The sequence below is a fragment of the Variovorax sp. DAIF25 genome (assembly GCF_050711835.1).
Lineage (GTDB): Bacteria > Pseudomonadota > Gammaproteobacteria > Burkholderiales > Burkholderiaceae_C > Variovorax.
The window spans coordinates 3,244,621-3,271,557 of the sequence record NZ_CP136636.1; the positions used below are offsets into that span (position 1 = coordinate 3,244,621).

A 26,937-nucleotide genomic window follows, 5' to 3' on the forward strand; every position below is an offset into this window, starting at 1 on the left:
GATGCCCGACGCGCAGCAGCTGCCACCGATCATCCCGCCGGTGTGGGAAGGCATACCCGCCTCCCTGGCGACCCTGCAGCATTGGGTCCTCTGGAAGTTCGAGTTCAAGAGAGAGACCGATACCAAGCCGAGCAAGATCCCGTACTACGTCGCTGGCGGCCGGCGTACGGGCGGGCAGGGAGACGACCGAGACCGGCAGCGGCTGGCGACGCTGGATGTGGTTCGCAGGGCCTTCGAGCGTCCTGGTGGTGGGTGGCACGGGGTCGGCTTCGCGTTCCTGCCAGGCGACGGGCTGATCGGCATCGATCTGGACGGGCAGCTCGAGGCGGATGGGCAGTGGTCGGATCGCTGCAAGAACATCGTCGCCGCGTGCGACAGCTTCACCGAGATCTCGCCCAGCGGCAAGGGCGTGCACAGCATCGTGCGTGGCGAGACGTCGACGAACAAGAGCAATGACATCGGCGTCGAGGTCTTTGCCAACAGCCAGTTTTTCACCGTCACAGGAAACCGATTCCCTAACACGCCGGCTGAGGTGAACCCGATCAGCGATGTGGCGCTCAGACGTCTGCACCGAACGATCGACGATGCCAAGGCCGCGGCCAAGGAAGCGAAGCGGCCGGCACCCAAGGCCCCGTCCGCGCCCGCACCCGCTGCAACGCCAGCGCAGCACGAGGACGGCGGTACCAACGATTTCCGCAGGGTCAACGACGCCGCGATGGCCAACTTCGCCGCGTGGGTGCCCGCGCTCTTTGGCGGCCGCGAGATCCCCCGGGGCGCTGGCTACCGAGTCACCTCGCAGGCCTTGGGCCGCGATCTGCAGGAGGATCTTTCGATCGATCCCTTGGGGATCTGCGACTTCGGCGTGGCGGACATGGGTGACCCGAAGGGCGGCTCTCGCACGCCGCTGGACCTGGTCCTCGAATGGCTGCCGGCGCAGAAGCCCGCAGATGCGCTGCATTGGCTCGCTCCGCTGGTCGGCGTGGCAATCAGCAAGCCGCGCGAAAAAATTCGCGTGACGCCGGCTCCCGCTGGGGGAGGCGAGGGCGGAGGGCGTGGCGGCGGACCGCCGGCGGATGTGCCGCCCGAGGGCGACGATGACGAGGCATTCGACCGGGTCGCTGACGCCCTCGTGAAGGGGCGTCGAGGCAAGCCAGAGGACTGCCGCGAGAACGTGTTCTACGCCATGCGCGATGATCCGAGGCTCAAGGGCCTGGTGCGTCGCAACGACTTCTCTCTGCTGCTCGAGCGCGGGCCGCACGCGCCATGGGGCCGTCCAGCTGGCGATTGGGATGAGGAAGACGACCTCATGCTCGGCGAGTACCTGCTGCAGGTTTACGGCCTCGGCATCAAGGGCAAGGGCACCTTGCGCGATGGCGTGCTGATGACCGCACGCCTGAATCGCTACAACCCGATCATCGACTGGATCAAGGCCGAGAAGTGGGACGGGACCCCCCGCATAGACCACTGGCTGACCGATGTCTTCGAGGTCCAGGATCGGCCCTACGTTCGGCTGATCGCGCGGTGCTTCATGATGGGCTTGGTCAAGCGAGCCATCGATCCGGGCTGCAAGTTCGACTACATGCTCATCATCAAGGGCGAGCAGGGCCTGAACAAGTCGACGGCCTTCCGCGCCCTGTCGTTCCCGTACTTCACCGACAACGCGATCCGGGTGGGCGACAAGGACTCGCAGATGGCGATGCAGCTCGCCTGGATCGTCGAGTCGGCCGAGCTCGAGTCATTGAACAAGTCCGAGTCGACGTTGATCAAGCAATTCCTCTCGGCCCAGGAGGACTGGTACAGGCCTCCCTACGGGTCGCAGATGATCAAGGCGCCGCGGCACTCAGTAAACGTCGGCACGACGAACGCGGATGCGTTCCTGCGGGACGCCACTGGCGATCGGCGCTTCTGGCCGCTCGAGGTGAAGGCCGTCAACGTCGACGTGCTCAAAGCGGCCCGCCTGCAGCTGCTTGCCGAGGCGCTGCATCGGGTCCAGGCCGGCGAGCAGTATTGGCCGACACGCGACGAGGAGAAGACGCTGGTTTTCCCCGAACAGGAGCCATTCAAACGGGCTGACCCGTGGGAGGACATCCTGAGCGCCTACGTCAACGACACGGCCCGCCATAGTGCCGCTGAGCTGCCGCGCGCCGAACGGGAGTTCTTCACCACCAACGAGCTCTACGACAAGGCGCTGCTGATCAAGGCCGACCGGATCGACGGCAATGGCCAGATGGACACGCGCGTGTCCAACTGCATGAAGCTGCTTGGCTTCATCAAGGAACGCCCCACGACGGGCCGTCGCCTGCGTGGCTGGCGTCGCGTGAAGCCGGACATGCCAGCGCAGCCCGACGCATCGTCGCCGCCGCCGGCCGATGACTTTCGAGAGGAGGGCGATGACCTTCCGTTCTGATCACCCTCGCGCGCCTGGCTGGATGCCTCGCGGTAGGTCTCGCCCCGTGTATGCGTCTGCGTGCCCGGTCCTGACGCCTCCGCCGTCCAGCCTTGTCCGCCCTTTGTCCGTGGGAGGGTGGACGGCGCAAGCCGTTGTCGCGATTGAAAAAATCCCCATCCGTCCACCCGTCCACCCCTCGGGGCCTTCCCTCGCTCATGTGTGCAGGCGCGCAGACAGGCGGGCGCGTGTCTGCGCGCGCACGCAGGGGCGCAGCTCACTCACACACCTTGGACAGGTTGGACAGATGGACGGATCTAGCAACCACGCGGGTTTGCGCCGTCCGCCCCTTGTCCATCCCCTTCACTTTCGGAGGTCAGCACCATGAGCCAGCCAGCAGCGAAGCAGCCCGATATGCGCACCGCGATGCCGATGACGGCGGCATGGATCGAACGCAAGCGCCTCGACATGGGAAAGGCCCACGTCAATGACTGCCTGCGGCGCGCGATCGCGGGCGAACCGGGCCGCTTCTATGCCCTCGAGGGCGGGCATGTCCTGGGCACGCCCTTCCCGCCGGCCTCGCCAGTCGACCAGTGGCAGCAATACGCTGTCGTCAACGGCGTTGCCTTCGCGGCCTTCATCGCCGAGCCGGCGGCCGTGCAGACGCCTGCACAGGAGCGTGCACCATGCTGACCATCGACGTGCGGCACAACTTCCCGGACGTGAAGCGGGAGCTGGGCGAGCAGCAGGCCCAGATGCCCTATGCCCTGGCGCTGGCCCTTACGCGCACCGCCAAGGACGTGAAGACCGATCAGCAGGCGGAGATGGCGGCCGTGTTCGATCGGCCGACGCGCTTCACGCTCAACAGCCTGTACGTGAAGCCTGCGACCAAACAGGACCTCATCGCGCGCGTGTGGGTCAAGGACAGCGAACGGCCCACGCACTACCTCCTGCCGCAGATCTCGGGTGGCAACCGGCCGTTGAAGCGCTTCGAGGAGATGCTGGTGCGCCGCGGTTGGATGCTGCCCTCTGAGCGCGCCGTGCCGGGCAAGGGCGCCAAGCTGGACAGCTACGGCAACATGAGCCGTGGACAGATCGTGAAGATCCTGAGCCAACTGCAGGCGTTCTACCTCGCAGGGTCCGATGCCAATGCCACGGGCAGCAAGCGCAGCACGAGCAAGCGCAGGCGTGAGGCGTACTTCGTCAGCACCGGCGTGGGCACGCATCCATTCGGCAAGCGCTCATGGAAGCGAGGGCTCAAGCAGCAGACCTTGCCGAGGGGCGTGTGGGTGCGGCGCCCCGACGGCGTGATGGGCTCGAAGGTGTCGCCCGTCCTGATCTTCGTGAAGGGCGCGAAGTATCGGCCGCGATATCGCTTCGATGAGGTGGCCCAGGCCACCGTCACGCGGGTGTACGCAGGCCATGCCCGCGATGCCGTGGCTCAGGCCCTGCGCACGGCCCGGCCGGCGAAGGGAGCGTGATGACCAACCGCGCCATGCACCAGGGTGGGGCACCCCACCCCCCCCACGACGGGTCCTCCCAAAAAAGGCCGGATGCGGGTAATTCGGACCCCGTCTCCGCGCTAGTTCTGGCTTCGGCCACGAGGTAAGTAAGCATGAGAGTCAAGGGGCAGGAACAGATCGCGGCCATGTTCGGCGTCGCGCCGAAGACCATCACCGAGTGGCAGGTGCTCGGCTTCCCGGTCGCCGTGCAGGGTGGGCCCGGCGTGCCGAGCGAATACGACGCGCCGCAGTGCATCGCCTGGCTGGTGGACCGCGAGGTGCGCAAGGTACAGGCCGAGTCGCCGAAGGATCGGCTCTCGCGGTTGCAGGGCGACAAGATCGAGCAGGAGATGCTGCGCGACAGCCGCGCGCTGATCCCCGCGGAGGAGGTCGAGCCGCTGTGGTCCAGCGCCGTCTTCAACGCGAGGGAGTTCCTCGTGGGCGAGCCGCTGCGCCTCGCGTCGCTGATCATCGGCATGGAGAAGTCGGCCGTCGAGGAACTGCTGGCCAGCACCTTCGACGACTTCCTGCGTCGGCTGGCGAACTGGAGAGCCCAGGACAGCGATGACCAGGACGAGGACGAAGACGGGACGGAGGCCGATCTCGAATGACGAACGAGTCGGGCCCGAGCGGATCTCATGTGTTGCGCGCACGCCGGGCGCTGCGCGCAACGCATGCGCGTGTGTGGAAGAAGCTCAATCCTCCCCCTGCCGTGACCTGCGCGGAGTGGAGCGAGAAGTACCGCGTGCTCAGCAACGAAGAATCCGCCCTCAAGGGGCGCTTCAGCTGGCGCGTTTCTCCAGCGCTTCGCGAGATCGCGGAGAAGGCCACGGCCGCGGCCGTGCGCAAGCTCGTAGTGCAGAAGAGCGCGCAGGTCGGCTACACCGCGGGCATCGTGTGCAACGTCATCGGGTATCACGTGCACCACAGGCCGAGCGTCATGGTCGTCGCGTTTCCACGGGCCATGGCTGCGAAGGACTTCGCGAGCGAGAAGCTCGATCCGATGATCCGCAGCACGCCGGTCCTGGCGCGTCGCATCACCCTCAACAGCAGGGCCCAGGGCAACAGCGCGTTGCGCAAGCGCTTCGCGGGAGGGCTGATCAAGCTGGTCGGCACGAACAGCCCGAGCGACGTGAAGTCCACGAGCGCGCGCGTGGTCATCGTGGAAGAGCCCGACGACGCCGCCGCCAACGTGAAGGGGCAGGGCAACTCGGTCAAGCTGCTCGGCGAACGGGTGAAGACGGATCCACGGCACCTGATTCTGATCGGCGGCACGCCCACGGCCAAGGACGCGAGCGCTGTCGAAGCGGAGATGCGCACCACCGACAAGCGCTACTTTCACGTGCCCTGCCATTCGTGTGGCGAACTCCATGCGCCGGACTGGGAATACGTCACCATTCCCGAGGACAAGGAAGCGCCGGTGCACGAGGTGTACGGCCAGTTCCTCCCCGACCAGGCCTACTACACCTGCCCGCACTGCGGCCAGATCTGGACGGACGATGAGCGCATCGCGAACCTTCGGCGCGCCGAGCGCGACGGCGGCGGATGGGCGCCGACGGCAGACAGTCCGATTCCGGGCTACTACCTCAACGAGCTGCTCAGCACCTTCGACGGCTCGCGCGTGCCTGTGCTGGCTCGCAAGTACCTCGAGGCCAAGGCCGAGCTCGACAAGGGCGATCCGACGGACATGATCGCGTTCTGGAACAGCACGCTGGGCCGGACCTGGGAGTACCGCGGCGAGCTGCCCGAAGAGGACACGCTGCGCGAGCGCGCCGAGAAGTACGCGGAGTGGAGCTGCCCGGTTGGCGGCCTGGTCGCTCTGATGTCCGTCGACGTCCAGCACGACCGACTGGCCGTGACGGTCTGGGTGTTCGGCCGCGGCGAGGAGATGTGGCTCGCCTTCTGGGGCGAGTTCTACGGCAAGACCGTCGTGGCCCACGCCGGTGCGTGGATCGAGCTCGAGCAGACCATGGGCCGCCAGGTCAAGCACGAGACGGGGGCGGGCCTTGGCATTGCCGCAGTGGCCATCGACTCGTCGGACGGCCAGACGTCGGATGCGGTCTACGCTTTCGTCCGCAAGCACGACCGCCGCGATCGCCCCGTGTACGCGGTCAAGGGTGCGCCCGATGCGGTCGGCACTGTCGAGATCTGGAGCCCGCCGAAGGCGGTCGACCCGAACAATAAATCGACGAAAGCCTCTCGCGCTGGCGTGAAGTCCAACCAGGTCGGAACCGCGAAGGCGAAGGATCTGATCCTGGGCTGGTCGGAGCAGGCCGGGCGTGTGCGGCTGGAGGGCAACGGGCCCGCGCGCATGCACTGGTATGAGGGCGTGCGGGACGACTTCTACGAGCAGCTGCTCGGCGAGATCAAGATCCCGGGGCGTCGCAACAAGTTGCGGCGGGAGTGGAAGCCCAGGACGGATCGCCGCAACGAAGCACTCGATTGCACGGTCTATGCCCTGTGGCTCTCGAGGGCGCTGCGGCTGCACCTTCGCAAGAAGCAGCAATGGGACCTCGCCGAGGTGCGCGTGCGCCAGGCACCTTTGCTTGCGGATGATGACGTTGACGGCGTGCAGACGTCTGCACCGCCGCCTGGGCCCGCTCCGGCGCCAGCGATCGAGCCTCCTGTGGTGCCGGTCAGTGCACCGGTACCGCCGCCGGTGCCTGCCCCGAGCGCCGCGGCGCCCGCACCGCCGCGGCCGCCACCACCCATCGAGCGCAGCCCCCCGCGTGCGCCGGCGCGTGTTCCTCCCCCCAATCCCTTCGCCTCCGATGACTGGAGCAGCCGCCTATGACCGAACCGACTTTTCAGAAGGACCACCAGTCCGAAGCACAGGCCGACGATGCCGCGGTGCAGCTCGAGCACGACTTCATCGCTATCGTTCGCGAGGAGATCGGCATGCACGAGGCGCTCGCTGCGATCGTGGCGCAGGCGCTGGTGCGCGGGCTGCGTCGCCGCAACGGTGGACAAAGCATCTGGATTCCGGCGCCCGACAAGTCGCAGCGCGATGCGGCAATCCGGCGCGAGTTCATGGGCGCGCGGAACCTGAAGGAGATCATGGCGAAGTACGGCATCAGCCGCTCGCGGGTCTACCAGATCGTTGGCATGCGTGAGCCCATCGAGGTTCGCATCGGCGTGTCGTCGCCGAAAAATCCAGTTCCCGGCCTTCAAACTGGACGCGTGGCGGAATAGTGTGGCGGGCATGACCATCGCAACCGACATGTTGGCCAAGTACCTGGCCGCCGAGACCGAGCTCCTCGAGGGCAAGAGCGTTGCCTTCGCTGGCCGGCAGTTGACCATGGAGAACCTCTCCGAGATCCGCGAGGGGCGCCAGGAATGGGAGCGCCGCGTTGCAGCAGAGAACGCTCCGAGCGCGCCCCGGTTCGCGGGCCTGGGCTACAGCGTCGCTCGGTTCGATCAGGAGTAGCACAATGCGCGACACCTCGATGAGCATCTTCGACTTCTGGGTGTATCTCACCGACCCGGTCGAGCGACTGAGGCGGGCCCAGGGCAAGACCGCCTTGGCCCACTACGAAGCCGCGAAGCCGAGTCCGGTGCGAAAGCGGCGAAGCGACAACCGCGCACCCAACGCGCTGGTGCAGCAGGGCGCGGCGGCCATCCGCGCGCAGTCTCGCTACCTCGAGCGCAATCACGACATCTTCCGGGGCGCGTTGCGTGTCCTGGTCAACAACACCATCGGCCCGACAGGCATCGGGGTGGAGCCGCAGCCGCGTCGCAAGGACGGCACGATCCACACCGCCTACGCGGAGGAACTGAGCGCGGCCTACAAGCGGCATTGCCGCCGACCCGAGGTGACGCGCCGTCTGAGCGAATCGCTGTCGCAGCGCATGGTCGGGTACACATGGTTTCGGGACGGCGAGTGCTTCTCACAACAGGTGTTCGGCGATGTCCCGTATCTCACGCACGGAAGCCCGGTACCGTTCTCGGTGGAACTGTTCGAGCCCGACTTCGTGCCGCTGGACTACAACGATCCTGGCCGCCGCATCACGCAGGGCATCCAGACCAACGCCTGGGGGCAGCCGGTGGCGTACAACGTGTACAGGAACGATCCGCGTGAAGGGGGGAGCTGGCTCACGCAGGCCGATCTGAAGAGCGTGCCGGCCGAGCGCGTCTGCCACGTTGCCACCTTCGATAGGCTTCACCAGTTGCGCGGCGTCTCGGAGGCGGCCAGTGTCCTGACGCGCGCCGAGGATCTCAAGGACTATGAGGAGTCCGAGCGCGTTGCTGCGAAGATCGCGGCCTCGCTCACGGCCTACGTCAAGCGGACCTCGCCCGAAGGCTACGACGGGGAGGGCGGTGCACGCGATAGCGACGGCAACCCCTTGCCGCGCGACATCCGGATGCAGCCCGGCATGATCATCGACAGCCTGCTGGTGGGCGAAGAGATCAGCCTGTTGGACAGCAAGCGGCCAAACCCGAACCTGGTGGCATGGCGCTCGGGGCAGCTCAAGGCCTTCGCCGCGGGGATCGGTGGCAGCTACTCGAGCATCAGCAGAAACTACGACGGCACCTACAGTTCGCAGCGCCAGGAACTGGTCGAGCAGTTCGTGCACTACGCCGTGCTCTCCGATGAATTCGTGGGCATGTATGTCCAGCCCAACTACGAACGCTTCGTGGAGATCGCGCACTTGAGTGGCGTGGTTCGCAAGCCCATCGACCTCAAGCCCGGCACAGAAGCAGAAGCGCTCTATCTCGGCCAGTCGATGCCGTGGATCGACCCATTGAAGGAAGCACTGGCCTGGGAGAAGCGCACGCAGGCCGGCTTCGCGAGCGAGGCCCAGGCGATTCGCGCCGGCGGCAACAGCCCGCGCGATCTGCTCGAGCAGGTGTCGGAGTTTCGGGCCGAGTCCGATCGCCGCGGGCTGGTCTTCACGAGCAATGCGCGCAACGTGGGCGGCGGCGCGCCGGGCATGCAGGAGCCGCAGAACAACCAGGACGATCTGCCGCGGCAAAACGCGTGATGAAGAAAGTCCACTTTTGCCCCTTAAAAGTGGACTGACAAATTTCGACACTGAGGGCCTTCTCCTCGAGGCCCTCAGTCCATGTCCAAGCCCAAGAATCCCTGGTTTGCATTTCACCGTCGCACCGCGCTCGCAGCTGCTGCCCTCGGTGTGGCCGCAGCCGCCGAGGTCTTCATCTACGGCGACATCGGCGAGAGCTGGTGGGAAGAGACGGTCAGCGCCTCGCAGTTCGTGACCGAGCTCGGCGAGCTCGACGTGGACGAGATCACCGTGCGCATCAACAGCCTGGGCGGCAGCGTCCCGGATGGCCTGGCGATCTACAACGCGATGCGTCGCCACCGCGCCAACATCACCGTCGAGATCGACGGCATGGCGTTGTCGATCGCCAGCCTGATCGCCATGGGCGGCGACACCGTGCGCATGGCGAGCAACGCCGTGATGATGATCCATGCACCCTGGACCTACGCTGGCGGCAACAGCGTCGAGCTGCGCGAGAAAGCCGACGAACTCGACATCTGGGCCTCGGCCATGTCCACCAGCTACGCATCGCGCAGCGGCGACAAGGCCGCGATCGCCGGCTTCCTCACTGATGGCAAAGACCACTTCTTCACGGCCGCGCAGGCGCTCGAGCTCAAGCTGATCGACGCCATCGCCGACGAGAACGTCGGCGCCGCCGTGACGGCCGCCGGCACCTTCCCCCTGAACCGATACCGCTCGCTGCCTGCAACCCTGCAGGCAGCGGGCGCCCCCGCGGCTGCTGCCGCTTCTTCCGCTGATGAGGATCCCATGAAACTCCGTACTTTCCTGCTGCTGAACGCCATCGGTGCGTCCGGCGCTGCGGCGGCCGGTGGCGGAAGCGCCGCCGCGCCCGCGCCGGCACCGGTTGCTGCGCCTGTCGCCGCTCCCGCAGCTGCACCCGACGCCGCTGCCATCCTGGCCGCCGACAAGCAGCGCCGCGAGGGCATCCGTGCCATGTTCGCCAACCACCTGAGCGTCGACGGTGTCGGCGCGCTGCAGGCCTCGTGCGAAGACGATCACGCTGTCACCCCCGAAGCCGCGGGCACCCGGCTGCTCGCGCACATCGGCCGTGGCATGTCGCCGGTCGCCGGCGGCCGCGTGCTGACCATCGAGGACGAGCGCGACAAGTTCCGCTCGGCCGTGACGCAGGCTCTGCTGGCCCGCGCGAGCGTTGCGATCGACAAGACCGGTCCCGTGCGTGCGGACGGCTCCAACCCGTACCGCGGCCGGCGGCTGCTGGCGATCGCCGAGACCTGCCTCATCCAGGCGGGCCGGCGCGTCGACGGCATGGACCCGCGCGAGATCGTCGCCGCAGCGTTCACGCAGTCGACCAGCGATTTTCCGATCCTGCTCGAGAACGTCATGCACAAGACACTGCTGTCGGCCTATGCGCTGCAGCCGGACACCTGGACGCGCTTCTGCGCCCGCGGCTCGGTCAGCGACTTCCGTCCGCACAAGCGCTATCGCACCGGCAGCTTGGGCAACCTCGATGCCAAGAACGAGCTGGGCGAATACAAGAACAAGACCATCCCGGACGGCGAGCGCGCGTCCATCGCGGCCGGCACCAAGGGCAACATCATCAACATCAGCCGCGAGACGATCATCAACGATGACCTGAGCGCGTTCACCGGTCTGTCGCTGGACATCGGGCGCGCGGCCAAGCGCACGGTGGAAGCCGATGTCTATGCCACCCTCGCGCTCAACGCAGGCCTGGGCCCGCTGCTGGAGGACGGGAAGACGCTGTTCCATGCGGATCACAACAACATTGCGGGCACGCCCGGCGCGCCGAGCGTCTCGACTTTCGAGGCCGCACGCGTACAGCTCGCCTCGCAAAAGGACGTCTCGGGCAACGACTTCCTCGATCTCACGCCCGACGTCTGGCTGGGCCCGGCGGGCATCAGCGGCCAAGCGAAGGTGGTGATCAACAGCACCTACGACCCCGACGCCAACAACAAGCTCCAGCGCGCGAACGTGGCCGCGAGCATGGTCCGCGACATCGTCGACACGCCGCGGCTGGCCGGCACCGCCTGGTACATGTTCGCGGATCCGAACATCGCGCGCGTGCTCGAAGTCGCGTTTCTGGACGGCAACGACGTGCCGTACCTCGAGCTGGAGACCGCGTTCAACACGGACGGCGCGCGCTGGAAGGTGCGACTGGACTACGGCGTGGCCGGCATCGACTACCGCGGCGCGGTCCGCAACGCCGGCTGATCGTCGAGCGTCATCTATCCGTTCGAAAGGAACCTTCATGACCACCACCTACGTCCAGCCGGGGCATGTCCTCGACTTCACGAACAATTCCGGCGCCAAGATCTCGAGCAGCGCCGTCGTTCGCATCGGCCAGCTTATCGGCGTGGCGCTGACCGATATCGCGATCGGCGCGACCGGCTCCGTGGCCATCGACGGCGTGCACCGCCTGCCGAAAGTCGCGGGCGCCGTGATCGCGCAGGGCGAGTCCCTCGTCTGGGATGCGTCGGCCGGCGCTTTCGACGACAACCTGGCGGCCCCCGCCGCCGGCGACGTCTCGGGTGCGGCCGCGGTGGCATTCGCTGGCGCCGGCAACGGCGCCACGACGCTGCTCGTTCGTCTGACCGGCGTGCCGGGAACGCTCGCGGCCTGATCGAGGATCTCGTGTCCGTCAACTTCGCCGCTCTGGAGTCGCGCCTCAACGCGAAGGTGATGCGCCGCGTCGCGAATCGCCGTGTGGTGGTGTCGGCGCCGGTGGCCGCGGAGTTCGGCGGGATCTACGAGGCCGCGGGCGTCGAGGCCTTGGACGGCCTGGCCGAGGCCACCGAGCCGCGCCTGACGGTTTCCTTGGCCGATGCACAGAAGCTCCGGCAGAACACGGCCGTAGTGCTGGTGAACCCCGTCACGGCCGTCTCGGAAGAGTTCCTCGTGGGCCGCGGCGACCCGGATGGCGCGGGATTCATCGTGTACGCACTTCGGAAGGCCTGAGCATGGTCCACGCGCAGCAGTTGATCCTCGAGGCCTTTCGCGACGCGCTCCTCGCAGCCAGCACGGCGGCCGGCTCGCGTGTGTTTCTCGATCGCGTGGATCCGCTGGAAGCGGAGGATCTGCCGGCGATCTTGATCGAGGAAGGCCAGGAAGGCGAGCGATCCGACCCGCAGACCGTCAACGGCATGCAATCGCGCGTGCTGTCGGTGCTGGTGACGGCCGTGCTGGCCCACGGCGAGGGGTACGGGGCCCAGGCCCGCGCCCTCGGACTCGAGATCGAGCGCGTACTTGGAGCTTCCACGTTCGCGGCGCCGAAGCCCGGGCGTACCGCCCTCACTGGCTCGCGCATCCGCTTCAGCGGAGAGGGCGATCGCGTGCTGGCGGCGCGCGAGCAGGCCTGGCAGACCCAGTATTTCACCCGGCGCGGGGCGCCGGACCAACCCCTCTAGCAGGAGACTCACATGTCCGATTTTCAGATCTGGTCCGAGGTGCAGGTCGACGTGCAGTCGGCTCTCGGCGCACCCGTCGCCATCACTGGCATTTCCAAGGCCAATCCGGCCGTCGTCTCCGCTGATCACGAGTTCGTTGTTGGCGATATCGTGCTGCTGCGAGTCAAGGGCATGGGCGATCTCGACTATGCCGTGGTGCGTGTGGCGACGGTCATCGCGGACACGTCGTTCGTCGCGGAAGGCATCGACGCCACGGACATGAACGGCACGTTCGTCTCCGGCTCGGCCGCCAAGATCACCTTCGGGGTCAGCGCGAACACGTTCACCGACGTGACGCCGTCGGGTGGCGAGACCAGCGACGTGCTGATCCAGACCATCCACATGAAGCGCGGCTTCAACAAGCCGGGCGCCGAGTCGCCGCTGGTCTACGGCTTCGGTTCTCTGTGGGACGTCGCAGATCCTGCCCTGCTGGCCCTGCAGGTCGGCGCGCGCAAGGGCCGTGTCCTCGCGGTGCGGTTCAAATTCCTCGACGGAACCACGGTGCTCTTCGCCGGTCTGCCCAGCACCAGCATGGCGCCGGGTGGCAGCGCGGGTGGGGCGGTCACTACGCCCGTCAAGATCAACGTGCGCGGCTGGCTGCAGGCCTACCCGGGAGCCTGACCCATGGTCGTGAACCGCAACTCGGTGCGGAAGCCCGTGCTGCCGCAGCAGATCGAACCGTGCGAGCCGCTGGGTGGCGACGTCGTCGTACGGGGCCTGCTGATGTCGGAGCGCATGGCGCTAGACGATCTGAACGAGAAGGCTGCGAAGCCGCTCGAGGGCGAATCCGAGGAACAGGCGCGTACGCGCGCCGGCAAGTTGATCGTGCCTCGCATGCTCAATGCCTGCGTGGTGGACGACGAGGGCATGCCCGTGCTGTCGATGGACGAATGGGACGTCTTCGGCGGCGCACATCGGCGGCTCACCTTCCACCTCTTCGGCATCGCACTGCGCCTCTCGGGACGAGACCCGGAAGCCGTCAAAAAAAACTAGCCGCCCAGCCCGCGCTGCGATTCGCCTTCGTCCTGGCGCGGGATCTGGGAAGCACCGTCGAAGAACTGGGCCGGCGCATGAGCGCCCTGGAGTTTGCGCAATGGCAGGTGATGTACGAGCTCGAGGGCTTCAATCCGGAATCGCGGCGGCTGCAACACGCAACGCTGCTCGCCGCAACGATGCAAGGGGCCAGCACGCGAAAGGACCGCAAGCCCTGGTCGGCGGCGCACTTTCTCGGGCCCGATCCTTGGGCGCCACCGTCGTCGCAGTCGTCCGCGTCTCGCGGGCCCAGCGTCGTCGATCAAGTGAAGGCCATGAACGCTCGCCGCAGAGGGAGGCATTGACATGGTGACTCGTGCCGAGATCATCCTCGCGGGCAAGGACCAGACCGCCGCGATGTTCGCGAGCGCGAGCCGCGGCTTCGACGGGCTCAAGCGGCAGGCCGCCGCGGTCCAGACGGGCATGGCGGCCGTGGGCACCACGCTCGCCGGTGCCTTCGCGCTTGTCGGCGCGAAAGGTGCGATCGACACGCTCGACATGCTCGACGACCTGCAGGAAAAGACCGGCATCAGCGTCGAGAAGCTGAGCGAACTCCGGTTCGCGGGCGAAGCAGTTGGTACGCCCTTCGAGGTGCTGGCCGGCGGCGTCAGTCGTCTCAGCAAACTGATGGCGGAGGCCGCGAGCGGAAACAAGGAAGCCGCGGCCACCTTCAAGGCGCTCAACGTCGAGGTGAAGAACGCGGACGGCACGCTGCGCAGCCAAGACCAGGTGCTCGGCGATCTGGCCGACCGGTTTGCTTCCTACAGCGACGGGCCCGAAAAGGCCGCCGATGCCCAGCGCCTTTTCGGGAAGAGCGGCCAGGAAATGATCCCGCTGCTCAACCAGGGTCGCGAGGGCATCGAGAAACTGCGCCTCGAGGCGGAGCAGCTCGGTGCGATCTACAGCGGGTCGCTTGCGAAGGATGCGGCCGACTTCAATGACAACCTGACGAAGCTCAAGCTGTCATCGGAAGCGGCCGCGATCGCGGTCGGTGGGCCATTGCTCAAGTCGCTGGTGGCGATCACCAACCAGATCCTCGAGGCGAAGAAGGAGGGCGGTCTCCTGAATGCAGTGCTGGTCGCTATGGGCGGTGGTGTCGCCCGCACCTTGGGTCTTGACGAGATCGGCCAGGCGCAGAGTCGTGCGCGCGGCGCCATCGGCGAAATGACGCGCCTTCAGAGCCAGATGAACGGCGTCGAGCTGCAGTTGCAGCGAGACCCGACGAACGAGATGGCCCAGCGGCGGCTCGCCACCTATCGCAGCAAGATCGAGGAACAGCAGCGGATCGCAACGGCAGCGAGCGGCGACCTCAAGCGGCTGGCAGATTCGGCAGACCCGAACGGTTCCGCGCAGAAGCGCAAGGAAGACCGAGGCTTCAATCCCGTGATTCCCGATGGCCGCGGCGCCGCTCCGGTGATCGGCGACGGTGGAGCGGCCGGCAAAAAGGCCAAGGACGACGAGGCCGCGGCCAAGCGTTACATCGACAGCCTCACGAAGCAGAAAGAGAAGGTCAAGGAGCTCAGCCAGGTCGAGATCTCACTGGCGGAGATCCAACGCATCCGCACCGCCGGCGGCGAGATCACGGATGCGCAGCAGCAGCAGATCCTGACGATCTCAGCCGAGATCGACCACCTAAAGGAAGTCGAGGATCTGAAGAAGAAGGCGGACGAGGACCAGAAGGAGCGGCAGCGGCGCCTGTTTGCGGAGCAGGACGAAGCCAAGCGGCTGTACCAGGAAACGCTCACGCCGCTCGAGGCCTACAACGCTGCGGTTGCGCATCTGAACGACCTGCGGCGTGATGGCTTGATCACGGCGGAGACCTATGCGCGCTCGATCTCCAAGGAAGGTGACGAGTTGACCGCGGCGGAGAAGCGGCTGCGCGAGCTGGCTGGCCAGTCCGATGACTTTGCGAAACAGGCTGCAGAGAATATTCAAGACAGCCTCGGCCAGAGGTTGAAGGAAGGACTCGACGGTGACTTCAGGGACATCGGCAAGAGCTTCTTGAAGATGGTCCAGGACATGGTCGCGCAGGCTGCCGCTGCACGGATCGCGCGCGCTATGTTCGGTGACCTGGTCAAAGGCGGGGAGGGAGACGGCATCTTCGGCCAATTGCTTCGCACTGCCGGTGGCGCACTGCTTGGGGGTGGAGGCGGGGGATATACGCCCGCGCAGCAACGCGATCTCGATACATTGGTTGTCGGTCTTTCTGGCCAGAACGGTTACTCGGTGACCGGCCTCGCTGGCACCCGCGCTGACGGCGGTCCCGTGGCCGCGGGCAAGGCCTATCTCGTAGGCGAGCGCGGCCACGAGGTGTTTGTACCCAAGACCGACGGCACGATCGTTCCGAACCACGAACTCGGTCGTAGCGGCTCTCTGACGGTCAACAACCTGACCAACGGCCGGGTCGATATCGCGAACCTCGATCGCACGCCGCAGGGCGACGTGCTCACCATCCGCCAGGTCGACGACTACATGTCGCGCCAGATCGCCAACCCGAACAGCCAGTTCAGCAAGGCGCTGGCCGCTCACACCGGCGCATCGCGGAGGCGCGACTGATGACCTTGGCCACCATTCCGAGCGGCTTCGTCCCGCAGGTGCAGGGCTACAACATCGGATCGCCGTCCGGCGTGCGATCAACCAGCGTCGCCGGCGGCGCCCCGCGCAACGGGCTCGAGTACGACCGTGGGCCGCAGTTGTTCCAGGCCACGTTGATCTTCGATGACCTCGAGCTGGGCGTGTGGACGGTCTGGTACCAGCGAATCATCCGCAACGGTGCCTACCCGTTCTCCATGGATCTGAACAGCGGCACGGGCCCTCAACCGCACGAATGTCAGATGGTGCCGGGCAGCTATTCGGCGGTTCCTGTGGGCGGCGGAGCGCTGTGGTCCGTGTCGTTCGTCGTCACTGCCACCTCGGCCGCCTACCAGTACTCCGATGCTGACGCGCAGGCGCTCATGGATCTGTGGGAGGGCGTGGGCACCGATCTCGACGCTCTGCTGGCCCGCCTGGCGCAGTTCGCCAACGTCGACACGTTGGTGCTGGACTTCTGATGGCACTCGATCTCCCGACCCGTCTTCGCATGTACCTGGCCTCCGCGCCGGCGAACGTTCGCGCGATCCAGGTGCTCGAACTCAGCCACCCGGCAATGTCACGTGTGTGGCACCTGTGGGCCGAGCCGTACGTCGGCCAGGTCACCGTGCAGGATCCGCTCACGCTGATCACCAGCGAAGTGGAGGTGTTGCCGATTAACCTCGAGATCGATCTCGCCGGGTCCGAGGGAAACCTCGACCAGGTCTACGAGATCACGCTGGACACGGTCGACAACAGCGACGAGTTCGGTGGTGAGATGGATCGCATCCCGCTGGACACCAATCAACGGGTGCGTGCGGTCTATCGCGAGTACCTCAGCGATGACTTGACCGAGGCCGCCGTTACGGCGCTGCTGCAGGTCGAGTCGGTGTCGTCGAACGCCGGTGCCGCGACGATCTCCGCGATCTCGCCGCGGCTCAACATCACACGGACCGGCGAGATCTACGCGCCGCGCGACGTGCCTATGCTCCGGAGCTTCACATGAACGTGGCGCACTACCAGGCCAAGCAGTATCCGAACCCGCCTTGCTGGGCGCTCGTGGCGGACGTCTACGCTACCGAGCGCCAACAAGGCGTCTCCGAGTTCCGAACCATCAACAGCTCTATCCGGGAGATCGCCTCAACCTTCCGGATCGCGCTGCACAAGGGGCAACACGGCTTCGAGCAGATCGCGGAGCCCGAGGACTTGTGCCTCGTGCTGATGGGCAAGTCCATCCGGCTGGGGCTGCATCACTGCGGGATCTTCTATCAGGGCAGCGTGCTGCATGCGCTGCCTGACGGAAACCTGTTCCAGGACCTGGCCAGCCTCGCCGACAACTATTCGCTGATGCAGTTCTGGGGGCGTGCATGAGAATTCGCGTCTACGACCACCCCCTGGCGCCGGTAGCGCCCAAGATCTTCGAGACCGACAACCTTGCGGAGTGGCTGCTCGATCGCTACTGGGTTCCAAGCCGCATCAATGCGCAGGTCTTCCGCGGTGAGCCGAGCGGGGCGACGGAGATCACTCACGATTTCGATGCACTGCTGCATGCCAGCGAGGGTGAGTACGTTGTTCTCGAAAGCCCGGGCACCGGCGCTGAATTGATCGCGATCGGCAAGACCCTCCTGGTCAGCGTCGCGCTTCAAGTCGTCACCTCGATCCTGTTCCCGCCGCCGCGCATGCCGTCGAACGTCAACCGCACGCAGCAGAGTCCGAACAACGCGCTGGGTGCGCGCGAGAACCAGGTGCGGATGCTGCAGCGCGTCGAGGACATTATCGGAACGGTCAAAGCGATCCCCTCGGTGATGATGACGACGTACACGAAGTACGTCGGCAGTCGGCAGGTGGAGTACGGGTACTACTGCATCAGCCGCGGCTATCTCGAGATCACCGACGTCAAGGATGGCGAGACGTTCATCTCGTCGATCACCGGCTCGAGTGCGGCGATCTACCGTCCATTCACGAGCCCGAACAGTGGAGATGCGCCGCAGCTGCTGATCGGTGACGCCATCATCGACACGATCATGTCGGTCCGTCGGTCGGTGGAGACCGATGGCTTCACACTGAAGGCCTACAACCAGATTCAACTCTCGGCGGCCGACCGCTACAAGTTCATCCCTGGCAGTGCTCCGGGCTACGGCGGGAACGACGTGCTCGAGCAGAAAGAGAAGAAGCCGAACTTCAACTCGGTGTCCGAGGTCGGGCAGACCATCACGATCGCGCCGTTCGACACGTCCTACACGGTGAGCCAGGAGGCGGAGTGCATCGGCGTCGATCGCAAGTACATCGACCTGGGCGTGGTCCCATCGATGTTCACCGGCGTGCGCCCAGGGGATCAGGTCACGTTCTCCGGCTGGTTCAGCCCTCAGAACAACGGCACGTTCACGGTCGCGACCAAGGCACCGGACGATAGCTTCATCACTGTGACCTCGGGCAGTCAAATCGACGAAGTGCGCGTTCTGCCTGACCAGGTGACGGTCCTCGCTACGCCGGACCTCAGTTCGTTCTCGGGCACGCGGACAATCATCGAAGTGCGCGACGGAGCGGTGGTGCTGAGCGGATCGGTGTTCGCCTATGAGCTCGACCTGGGCACTGGTGGCACCTTCGTGAATGCATCGGTCGCGAACGGCCTGAGCGATTGGACCGACCAGATCACGCTGCGCGAGCTGGACCGCACGCAGGTGTGGCTGAACATCATCGCGCCGCAGGGCTTGTATGCGGACGCCGGCGGCAAGTCGCCGGTTGCGGTGGAGTTCGAGATCCAGATCGAGCAACTGGACGGTTCGCTCAATCCGACGGGCAACGTCGAGACCATCATCAGCACAATCGGCGGCGCAGTGTCGGACCTGCTGGGCGAGACGGTGGAGCGCGTGACCGGCTGGACAGGCCCCGCACGAGTCCGCATGCGTCGCCGAACGCCATACCTGTATGACTACCCGGGAACCTTGATTGACGAAATCAAGTGGGCCGACCTGTACAGCGTGTCGCCGGTGGACAAGCTGCACTTCGGGAACAAGACCACGGTGCATACAGTCACGCAGGCCACGCAGCGGGCTACCGCGGTGCGCAGCCGGCAGTTGAATTGCATCGCGACCCGGCTGCTACCGCGTTGGACCGGCAGCGGGTTCTCCGGCGCTTTCGATGCAGAGGGTCGACACGTGTCCGGCACGCTCGAGCCGACCGCCTATCTGCACGATGTGATCGCCGCGCTCGCGCTCGATCCGAAGATCGGAAACCAGCAGCTGTCGGACCTGGACATGGTGCAGATGTCTGCACAGGTCGATCTCGCGTACGGCGTGCATCCCGAGCTGCCGACTTTCAACTTCACGTTCGATTCGGACTCGATGAGCTTCGAAGAGACGGTGCAAACCGTGGCCAACGCCGGCGCCTGCATCGCCTATCGGCAGAACGGAAAGATCCGCCTCAGCTTCGACCGCGCGCAACCCTACAGCACGGCGCTCTTCACGCATCGGAACAAGGAACCCAACGCTGAGACGTTCGTGCGGACCTTTGCCAACGATGGCGGCTACGACGGCATCGAGTTCGTCTACCAGGATCCGGACACCGAGCAGCCAGAGACGATCCGACTGCCAGCCGATGGCAGCTACACCAAGCTGAAGAAATTCGAGATCCCGGGCATCCGCAGCTTCGCGCAGGCTTGGATCCGCGTCAACCGCGAGTACCGCAAGCTGATCGGGCAGCGCATCACCGGCCGCACCAGCGTGACGACCGATGCGCGTGCGTTGCTGCCGAATGCTCGCGTCGACGTGGTCGACAACACGCGGTTCAAGGCCTACGACGGCGAAGTGATCGGCCAGGCTGGTCTCGAGCTGGTGCTCAGCCGGGACGTTGCTTTCGAGGATGGTGCTGATCACAGCATCGTGCTGATGCGCCGTGACGGAACCCCCGAAAGCATTGCAGTCGTGGCCGGGTCCGCCTCGAACAAAGTTGTCCTGCAAAGCGTGCCCAGCGAACCCATCGTGACCGCTCTCAGTGCCAACGGCATTCGCACGATCTTCTCATTCGCCAGCGATAGCGCACGCCAGCGCCAGGCGTACTTGGTCCAGCGAATCGGGCGGCCCAAGGGCGACTACGTCGAGCTCGAGCTCGTGAACTACAGCGACAGCTACTACGCCATGGACGGGGAGCCGATTCCGCCCAAGGCCTCCATCATCAATTGAGCAGAGGAAGACATGCCATTTCCGTCCATTCCGGACCTCAATGAGGCCGACATCGATGTCGAGTTCATAAAGGAGTTTGCGACTTCTGAAGAGGTCACTGCAGTAGACCGCCTGGGTCGCACTCGTCGGACCCTTGCTGGCGTGGAAGCGTACATAGGTGAGCACGGTGTCCTCGGCGAGGTGTTGGACGTGCAGGTTGCCACTGAGATGGCACGGGATCAGGCCATTGCGCTGACGAACTCGCGAGACAGCAAGGAGATCGCGCTAGCTGATTCCACCATTCCTGTAGGGGGACGGTTTGCCGCCCCATTGGCGGACGGGTCATGGCAGGCATACACGAAGACCAGTACGTCCGTGGCAACGCCGATCGGCGGCCCCGGCGCGACAGCGCAGGCTGTTTTGTATGCCCCATTGGCAACGATCAGCCCCGAGTCCACGATCACAGTGGATATGACGGCAAAGGCCGTGACGATCGCAGCGGGATCTGCATTTTTCCTTCGCAGTGGTCGACTGCCTCTCAATCCGCAGGTGATCAATTTCACTGCAGCGGACACGGGTGTCTTCATGCGGCTGTACTACGACCCTGCGACCGGTGTTGGCGGCATGTCAGTCGGGATAGGCACCGTCATGCCCATTGGTGTAGTCCTGCTCGCCTATCTCTACAAGGAGCGCCTGATTGCAGACGATCCTGACAGCCGAATCGTGGTGGTACAGGCCCAGCGACTCGCAGGACCGATGGAGCCGTTTCGACCGTTGATTGGCGGCGCCGTCGTCGTCAACATGCAAGGCCCAACCCTTCGAATCTCAACAAGTGCCGCCGGCTATGTGCCGTCGAAGCGCAATAACAACGGCGGCTTTCTGGAGATTCCCACTGGGCAGAGTGTGCCGATCTCGGCTCCGAGTGGCCTAGTTTCTATACATGCGCATCCGGTGACTGGTGCACTATCGGCGTGGAATCTCGGTGCGCCGCCTCCCCTGAACCACCCCCTGCTAGCGGTGGTGCTGAACAACGTGCTCTACAAGCCGTCGACCAGCAATATCACGCTGATCATGACGAATGGGGCGGAGTACACGGACCCCGCGCGCACGATGGCCAGTGCGTACTTCGTGGACGCAGCGCTTACGATCAACCTTGCCACCCTCACGCTTTCGTTGATCAGTTCCAGTGGTGTGGTGATCTGGAGCGATGGCTATCGCTCGATGACTTCTCAGCCGAGCGTGGCGTTCACCATGCCGTTCCTGAACGGGTTGCTGTGGGTCTACGTGAACAAAGCGACAGGAGTGATGGGGGCCATGGCCGCGGGCAGCGGTGTCCCGCCAGTTGGTAGCGCTGTGGTTGCTGAGGTCTACGGCCAGAAACTCGATGCGCCGCTCGACTCGCGGCGTCAGGTCAAGCTCATCAACGCAAGCGGCAACGAGGTACCCAGCAGCAGCGGCGCGGCCTTCGATCCGCTCGTGCAGCGCATGATCCTGCCGGACACGATGTATTTCCTGCCGAGCACGCCAATGCGCCTGTTCCGCGCGCCGTGCTTCGCCGACTACCAGAACATGATCCGCACGGACATCGCGTTCTGGCTCGACACTGGCGGCACCTCTGTCGTGGATCGCTTCCAGCCCGTTGGTGATTCCATCAAGATCGATCCCGCGCAACTCGGGGCGACGTTCCGGCTCGGCTACCGCCACAACGCGCAGCCGGACAAGCGCTACATCAAGACGATCACGCGCGCCGTGGCCGCGCCGGGGGCATTGGCCGGCAAGGCGATCAAGCTGCTGGCCTTTGGCGACTCGCTCACAGAGGAGGGCATGGTCACCGAGCTCAAGACCCAGATCGACGCCCAAGGCGCCACGGTCACGCCGGTAGGGACCTACTTCTCGGCCAGCACCAACAGCCTGCGTGGCGAAGGGCGCGGTTTCTGGGCCTACCGCAACTTCATCGGCAAGGACAACTTGTCGAACGTGAGCGGAACGCCGACGCCGCACACGCTGGCGCCGGCTGGGCCCGACACCACGAAGTTCGCCAATCCCTTCCTGCGGCTCGCGACCGGCACCGACACTACGAACACGCCGACCTGGTGCTTCCGCAACACCGGAGCCGAGAAAGAACTCTCGTACACCGACGACCCCGACAAGACCGGAAACTTCTACATCTTCGACTTCGGCTGGTATCGCACACAGCACAGCGTGTCCGCGCCGGACATCATCACGATCGCGATGTCGACGAACGATATCAACCTCGACCGTGGCACATACAGCCAGGCCGAGCGGCTGCAATTCATGCGGCTGGGCCTGGAGATCATGGTGAAGTCGATCAAGGCGGATCTGCCGAGCGTGAAGATCTTGATCATCCCGGCGCCGTCGTGGTGCGCAGACAGCGTGAATGATCCTCGCTGGCTGGCCGAGACGGCTCCGTGGGTCGAGATCTGCATCAAGGACGTGGCCGCGCTGTCGGGAACCTACTCGAATCTCTTCGTGGTCGGCGTCTGGCCGTTCATTTCCGAGGACTGGGTCTATCCCTACACGGGCTCGCCGCCCGATCTCTCGGCCAACAACAACACGAAGGTGAACACGATCGCGGATCGCGTGCACTTCGAAACTATTGGCCGTGCGCAGTACGCCACCGCGGTGACTGCGTGTGTCGCCAACGTGGCTTGAGGCGGCGATGAACGGACAGCCTTCGGTCACCGATGCAGTTGGCTTCGGCATCTTCCTCGCCGGCCTGGTCTATGCGCCCAACGTGGCCGCGGTGGTCGGCCCCTACATCGTGATCGTGCTGGCTTCGGTCATCGGCGCATCCTTCGCGCTCAAGCGCCGCGAGAAGACCTCGCGCGCCGCGGCGCTCTGGTACTTCCTCCGCGTGGCCGGCCTGGCCGTGCTGATCACCGTCAGCCTGGCCGGCATCGGCAGCAGCTACTACAGCTCGCTCACCGAGCGCGTGCTGATCACGCCGGTGGCGCTCTTGATCGGCGCCATCGGTGACGACTGGCCCAAGCTGCTCCGGGCCATCGTCCGGTTCATTTTCAAGGCCATCGACCTGGCGCGCGGCAGCAGGGGAGACACGCCATGACCTGGGACATCGCCCGTCTCTACGCCCTTGCCATCTGGCCCGCCAGTGCCGCGATCTTCGTGATCGCTGGCTGTCGGCTCAATGCGATGCCCAAGAACACGCGGTGGCCAGTGGTGGTCGAGTACGCCGTCTGGTCGGCCATCGCGTGGGGCATGGTGCTGCTGCCGCTGGTCGGCGAATGGCCGGGCCCGGGCATGGTGCTGCTGGCCTACAGCCTGGTCGTGGTGTTGCTATGCAGCGCGCGGGCGTGGGCCGGCGACGTGGCGCCGGACGAGGCCACCGACATTTTGGCGCTCGAGTCGTTGGCGCCCGTGCAGCGCATCGAGCTCTACGTGCTCCGACAGCGCGCCAGGGCCGGCGCGCTCTGGCAGCGGCTAAAGGCGAGGAGGGCACGATCGTGAACGAATCCCTGCACCTCGGCCCGGACGGCACCGAGATCTGCCACTACTACGAAGAACTTCGGCTGCGAGCCTACCCTGACCCCGCATCGCCTCGCGCCAAGGCCGAGCGGGCAGGGCGCCCCTCGGCAGGGCTGAGCGGCGCTCCCTGGACCATCGGATGGGGCGACACCGGCCCGGATGTGGTCGACGGCCTGAGCATCACGCTGGATGAGGCCAATCAGCGCTTCGCGCGCCGGATGGCGCTGGAGTTCGAGCCGGCGGTGCGCAAGGCCGTGCTGGTGCCGCTGACGCAGCGTCAGTTCGATGCGCTGGTCTCGATCTTCTACAACGCTGGCCGCGCGGCGCTAAGCGCCTCGACGCTGGTCCGGCTGCTGAACGCGGGCGACTACGCCGGCGCGGCCAGCCAGTTCCCGCGGTGGAATATGGCCGGCGGCTCGGTCATGAAGGGCCTGCAGCGCCGGCGCGAGGCCGAGCTGCTGGTGTTCCTGGGCGGCGACGCACGCAGCGCCATCGACTCGGCCAAGGCGCGATACCCATGACCGCCGACGGACGCTGGTGCTGCCTGTGTGGCGGCCAAGGCCACCGCGCAAGGAGCTGCCCGTGGCTGCGCTGACCTGGCTGCTCGCTAACTGGAAACTGATGCTGGTCGGCCTACTGATGGCGCTGCTGGGCCTTCAGACCGTGCGCGTGGCAGGGCTCGAGCAGGCGGCGGCCGACCAGCGCGCCACCGATGCCGAAAGCCAGCGCTTGGCCGAGCGCGCGCAGCGCACCGAAGAACAGCGCCGCGCCGCGGCCGTCACGAAGGAGGCCACCGATGCTCATGCCCGAATCACGACCCTGGAAGACGACCTGCGCGGTGCTCGCGCTGCTGCTGACGGCGTGCGCAGCGCGGCCGCCAGCGCAGCCGGTCGAGCCCGCGCGGGTGCCTGCACTGCCCCCAGAAGCCCGGGCGACCCTGGTGCCGACGCCATCGGAGTGCTGGCCGACGTGCTCCGCCGGGCTGACGAGCGCGCGGGCGTCTTGGCAGAGCATGCTGACCGGCTCCGGATCGCCGGCATTGCCTGCGAGCGATCCTACGGCGCGCTAACCATCCAATGATTCAGGCGAGAGGCAACGAAGGCGGGCAGTTTTCGGAAACTCGGTTCATCCGGGGTGAATATCACTTGTTGCCTTTTTGTGAATCGCTGCTGACCGAATTTCTCAACTTCGCAAAGCCTTCCGCAATTTCCTGTAGCGGTGTACCCGCGTCGCTTGGAATTTTGTAGATTCGAAGCGGATTCTCGGAGAATGTGGTGAGCGTCAATTCCAGTAGCTTAGCTTTTAGCTGTTCATTTATGTCGGCCTCACTTTTGTATCCCAGATAGGAGCGAGCAGTTGAGACTTTGAAAGAGTAATCTTCTTGCAGGCGAGAGGTGTACCCAAATTGCTTCGCGCAGAACCATGCTACCCAAATCAATGGGAGCGTCAGAAGCGCACGCGAAACTAGCAATTGCCACGTCAAGTCTGCGGGAGGTGCGGAAAGGATTTTATATGCGTTCAATGTCATACATGCCAGTGCCGCCAATAGTCCTGCGCCCCACCACCACTTTTGTGCATTGAGTGAATCTGCTTTTTTCTGAAACGCACTTTCCAATTGAATTCGATTGGATTTCCCAATCGTTTCATCAAAATTTTTCTCATAGCCACGATAGAGGTTGATTAGATCGACTAGGGCCTTTAGAGAAGATTTAGCTTCAATCGTATGATCTGTGAGGGTCGCGGCATAGTCCAACTCCAGTTGATGAACCCTCGTTTGCGAAGCGTCAATTTCCTTTTCGATGGCGTTGTTCAACCGTTTGCTCCGGCGCGCAATTCCCTCGAGATATTTGTCACCGGGCGTCGTGTCTGTACCTGAGAGGGCGTCGCTGTCGCCTTCAAGTATTTCGGGGCCATCGAGAAGCATTAGAAGATTCCAATACTTGTTATGGAAACTGTATCTGTCAGGAAGATACTGTATATAGCTATGCAGACTTGAGAAAACAGGTGACTGCTCAAGTTTCGCGAGCTCTTCTTGATCTTTTTTTAGATTCTGCTGCAAGTAATCCAAGGAGATGTATTCGGCGCCAATGAAGTGTTGATTTTTATTGCTTGAAACTTCTTCAATCGTTTCTTTGAGGGTTGTGAGTGCCGCGACGGTGTCGGAAAATACGGAATAAGGTTGCCCCATGTTCCCGGCGATCTTATTTATAAGTTCGATTAATTGAGAAATCGAATTTGATATTTCCACCAGCTTTAGGTCGGCCATTATTCAGCCCTCAGATAAAATTAACTCAAGCGGAGTGCGGTCAAGCACCGCACTCTACCTTAATGATCGCTGCTGGCCGATGCGGGGCACGCAAAAATTCTTTGCTCGTTGAGTTGGTGTCAGTTGCTTCCCCGGGAGGCGACTGAAAGTTGGACGCGTGGATTGCTGCGCTCCGGCATTTCCCAAGCTCAGCGATGCTCTGCAGACTTTTATCGAGACGTGGCAGTGGGCGGCTTGGGACAAACGCGGCTAATCAAACAGACTTGGTTGATTTGGCGGCGCCGGCGGGGCGCTCGAAGCCCCGGTGGCTTTCGGTGCGCGCGAGGGCTTGTGCGATTGCGGTGGGTCTTCGAACTCCCAAAGCTGCGCGGTCGGATCCGCCAATGGCTTTGCATCCCTCGCTGCCGCCTTCTTTGGCGTGGGCGCACGTGGCGGCAGCGGCGCCGGGAACGTGTCGAGTTGCCCATGCCATTGCCGGAAAAACTTCGTTGCCCGGTCGACGCGACAGGTCAACCACTCGTCCTGCTCGTGCGGGTCGAGAAAAATCACCATCCTTTTTTCGTCGCCCGGCCTGTGAAACCTGCTCATGACAGGGTGGCCGTCTGCATTGACGGTCAGCATCGCGAAGCTGAAGACTTCTTTGCCTGTCGCGGTTTCGGTGTACTTTTCCCACACGCCCGCGATCGCGAACGGCACCTCACCGGGCTGCTGAATGCGCCAACGCACGGGAGCTGAGTCGGCAGTTTCGTAGTACTGCTCGTAGATTCCCTCGGCGGGGACGATGCAGCGCTGGCCCATGCGCCACGCACTGCGGAAGCTGGGCTTGCTCGCCACGGTCTCAGACCGAGCGTTGTAGGTGCGCCGGCCGTACTTGACTTCCTTCGCGTACGTCGGAACCAGTCCGAAGTGTCCATCGTTGACCAGGCGGTTGCCTGACCCGTCTTCGGCCAGCCGGATGAACGGCGCCATGTCGGTCGGGAAAGCGATGATCGATTTCTCGTCACCTTCGCGCCTGGCGTCGAAGAATGAGAGCAATCGATCGGCGCGAGTCACGGCCTCGTAGTTGCTGCACATGT

27 protein-coding genes are annotated in these 26,937 nt (G+C 64.7%); 25 read left to right on the forward strand and 2 right to left on the reverse strand.

Annotated features, from left to right (window positions below; translation table 11 throughout):
* The first annotated feature begins 1 nt into the window (after position 1).
* The 25 genes from R0232_RS15075 to R0232_RS15195 all read left to right on the forward strand — a co-directional run bounded on the left by R0232_RS15075 (position 2) and on the right by R0232_RS15195 (position 24,675).
* Positions 2 to 2,407 (forward strand): VapE domain-containing protein, encoded by a 2,406-nt coding sequence (locus R0232_RS15075; protein ID WP_431512601.1) that lies wholly within the window; start codon positions 2 to 4, stop codon positions 2,405 to 2,407.
* A 363-nt stretch (positions 2,408 to 2,770) separates the two neighbouring features.
* Positions 2,771 to 3,079 (forward strand): hypothetical protein, encoded by a 309-nt coding sequence (locus R0232_RS15080; protein ID WP_431512602.1) that lies wholly within the window; start codon positions 2,771 to 2,773, stop codon positions 3,077 to 3,079.
* Entirely contained in the window at positions 3,073 to 3,867 is a 795-nt protein-coding gene (locus R0232_RS15085) for a hypothetical protein (protein WP_431512603.1), read from the forward strand. The genes R0232_RS15080 and R0232_RS15085 overlap by 7 nt, the downstream gene beginning before the upstream one ends.
* 134 nt (positions 3,868 to 4,001) lie before the next feature.
* Entirely contained in the window at positions 4,002 to 4,499 is a 498-nt protein-coding gene (locus tag R0232_RS15090) for a terminase small subunit (protein ID WP_431512604.1), read from the forward strand.
* Positions 4,496 to 6,682 (forward strand): phage terminase large subunit family protein, encoded by a 2,187-nt coding sequence (locus tag R0232_RS15095; protein WP_431512605.1) that lies wholly within the window; start codon positions 4,496 to 4,498, stop codon positions 6,680 to 6,682. Before R0232_RS15090 ends, R0232_RS15095 begins: the two co-directional genes overlap by 4 nt.
* Positions 6,679 to 7,080: a Mor transcription activator family protein gene (locus R0232_RS15100; RefSeq protein WP_431512606.1), complete on the forward strand. Its 402-nt coding sequence runs from the start codon at positions 6,679 to 6,681 to the stop codon at positions 7,078 to 7,080. The genes R0232_RS15095 and R0232_RS15100 overlap by 4 nt, the downstream gene beginning before the upstream one ends.
* Before the next feature lie 10 nt (positions 7,081 to 7,090).
* Positions 7,091 to 7,315 carry a hypothetical protein gene (locus R0232_RS15105; protein WP_431512607.1) on the forward strand — a complete coding sequence of 75 codons (225 nt, stop codon included), beginning with the start codon at positions 7,091 to 7,093 and terminating at the stop codon, positions 7,313 to 7,315.
* Positions 7,316 to 7,319: 4 nt separating this feature from the next.
* Positions 7,320 to 8,870, forward strand: coding sequence for a phage portal protein (locus tag R0232_RS15110; protein WP_431512608.1), 1,551 nt, complete (start codon positions 7,320 to 7,322; stop codon positions 8,868 to 8,870).
* 81 nt (positions 8,871 to 8,951) lie between these two features.
* On the forward strand, positions 8,952 to 11,099 hold the full coding sequence (locus R0232_RS15115; RefSeq protein ID WP_431512609.1) for a ClpP-like prohead protease/major capsid protein fusion protein: 2,148 nt from the start codon (positions 8,952 to 8,954) through the stop codon (positions 11,097 to 11,099).
* A gap of 37 nt (positions 11,100 to 11,136) precedes the next feature.
* The gene (locus tag R0232_RS15120; protein ID WP_431512610.1) at positions 11,137 to 11,508 is read left to right on the forward strand and encodes a capsid cement protein; all 372 of its coding nucleotides are present in this window, start codon (positions 11,137 to 11,139) and stop codon (positions 11,506 to 11,508) included.
* Positions 11,509 to 11,519: 11 nt separating this feature from the next.
* Complete coding sequence (locus R0232_RS15125; protein ID WP_431512611.1) at positions 11,520 to 11,843, forward strand: hypothetical protein; 324 nt, start codon at positions 11,520 to 11,522, stop codon at positions 11,841 to 11,843.
* A 2-nt stretch (positions 11,844 to 11,845) separates the two neighbouring features.
* Entirely contained in the window at positions 11,846 to 12,292 is a 447-nt protein-coding gene (locus R0232_RS15130) for a hypothetical protein (protein ID WP_431512612.1), read from the forward strand.
* A gap of 12 nt (positions 12,293 to 12,304) precedes the next feature.
* Positions 12,305 to 12,952 carry a phage tail tube protein gene (locus tag R0232_RS15135; RefSeq protein WP_431512613.1) on the forward strand — a complete coding sequence of 216 codons (648 nt, stop codon included), beginning with the start codon at positions 12,305 to 12,307 and terminating at the stop codon, positions 12,950 to 12,952.
* 3 nt (positions 12,953 to 12,955) lie between these two features.
* A complete protein-coding gene (locus R0232_RS15140; protein WP_431512614.1) occupies positions 12,956 to 13,324 on the forward strand; it encodes a hypothetical protein in 369 nt (122 codons plus the stop codon).
* A 77-nt stretch (positions 13,325 to 13,401) separates the two neighbouring features.
* Complete coding sequence (locus R0232_RS15145) at positions 13,402 to 13,668, forward strand: hypothetical protein (protein ID WP_431512615.1); 267 nt, start codon at positions 13,402 to 13,404, stop codon at positions 13,666 to 13,668.
* A gap of 1 nt (position 13,669) precedes the next feature.
* On the forward strand, positions 13,670 to 15,919 hold the full coding sequence (locus tag R0232_RS15150; protein ID WP_431512616.1) for a hypothetical protein: 2,250 nt from the start codon (positions 13,670 to 13,672) through the stop codon (positions 15,917 to 15,919).
* Entirely contained in the window at positions 15,919 to 16,413 is a 495-nt protein-coding gene (locus tag R0232_RS15155) for a hypothetical protein (protein ID WP_431512617.1), read from the forward strand. The genes R0232_RS15150 and R0232_RS15155 overlap by 1 nt, the downstream gene beginning before the upstream one ends.
* Entirely contained in the window at positions 16,413 to 16,937 is a 525-nt protein-coding gene (locus tag R0232_RS15160) for a DUF1833 family protein (RefSeq protein WP_431512618.1), read from the forward strand. Before R0232_RS15155 ends, R0232_RS15160 begins: the two co-directional genes overlap by 1 nt.
* Positions 16,934 to 17,302: a hypothetical protein gene (locus R0232_RS15165; RefSeq protein ID WP_431512619.1), complete on the forward strand. Its 369-nt coding sequence runs from the start codon at positions 16,934 to 16,936 to the stop codon at positions 17,300 to 17,302. Before R0232_RS15160 ends, R0232_RS15165 begins: the two co-directional genes overlap by 4 nt.
* Complete coding sequence (locus R0232_RS15170; RefSeq protein ID WP_431512620.1) at positions 17,299 to 20,112, forward strand: host specificity factor TipJ family phage tail protein; 2,814 nt, start codon at positions 17,299 to 17,301, stop codon at positions 20,110 to 20,112. The genes R0232_RS15165 and R0232_RS15170 overlap by 4 nt, the downstream gene beginning before the upstream one ends.
* 12 nt (positions 20,113 to 20,124) lie before the next feature.
* On the forward strand, positions 20,125 to 22,764 hold the full coding sequence (locus R0232_RS15175) for an SGNH/GDSL hydrolase family protein (protein ID WP_431512621.1): 2,640 nt from the start codon (positions 20,125 to 20,127) through the stop codon (positions 22,762 to 22,764).
* 7 nt (positions 22,765 to 22,771) lie between these two features.
* Positions 22,772 to 23,176 (forward strand): hypothetical protein, encoded by a 405-nt coding sequence (locus R0232_RS15180; protein ID WP_057592900.1) that lies wholly within the window; start codon positions 22,772 to 22,774, stop codon positions 23,174 to 23,176.
* Positions 23,173 to 23,577: a hypothetical protein gene (locus R0232_RS15185; RefSeq protein ID WP_431512622.1), complete on the forward strand. Its 405-nt coding sequence runs from the start codon at positions 23,173 to 23,175 to the stop codon at positions 23,575 to 23,577. Before R0232_RS15180 ends, R0232_RS15185 begins: the two co-directional genes overlap by 4 nt.
* Entirely contained in the window at positions 23,574 to 24,116 is a 543-nt protein-coding gene (locus R0232_RS15190) for a lysozyme (RefSeq protein WP_431512623.1), read from the forward strand. Before R0232_RS15185 ends, R0232_RS15190 begins: the two co-directional genes overlap by 4 nt.
* Positions 24,117 to 24,177: 61 nt before the next feature.
* A complete protein-coding gene (locus R0232_RS15195) occupies positions 24,178 to 24,675 on the forward strand; it encodes a DUF2514 family protein (protein ID WP_431512624.1) in 498 nt (165 codons plus the stop codon).
* A 61-nt stretch (positions 24,676 to 24,736) separates the two neighbouring features.
* Here the strand turns inward: R0232_RS15195 and R0232_RS15200 are convergent, their stop codons facing one another.
* Together R0232_RS15200 and R0232_RS15205 are read right to left on the reverse strand one after the other, a co-directional pair.
* A complete protein-coding gene (locus R0232_RS15200; RefSeq protein WP_431512625.1) occupies positions 24,737 to 25,861 on the reverse strand; it encodes a hypothetical protein in 1,125 nt (374 codons plus the stop codon).
* A gap of 249 nt (positions 25,862 to 26,110) precedes the next feature.
* On the reverse strand, positions 26,111 to 26,935 hold the full coding sequence (locus R0232_RS15205; RefSeq protein ID WP_431512626.1) for an SOS response-associated peptidase family protein: 825 nt from the start codon (positions 26,933 to 26,935) through the stop codon (positions 26,111 to 26,113).
* Positions 26,936 to 26,937: the final 2 nt, after the last annotated feature.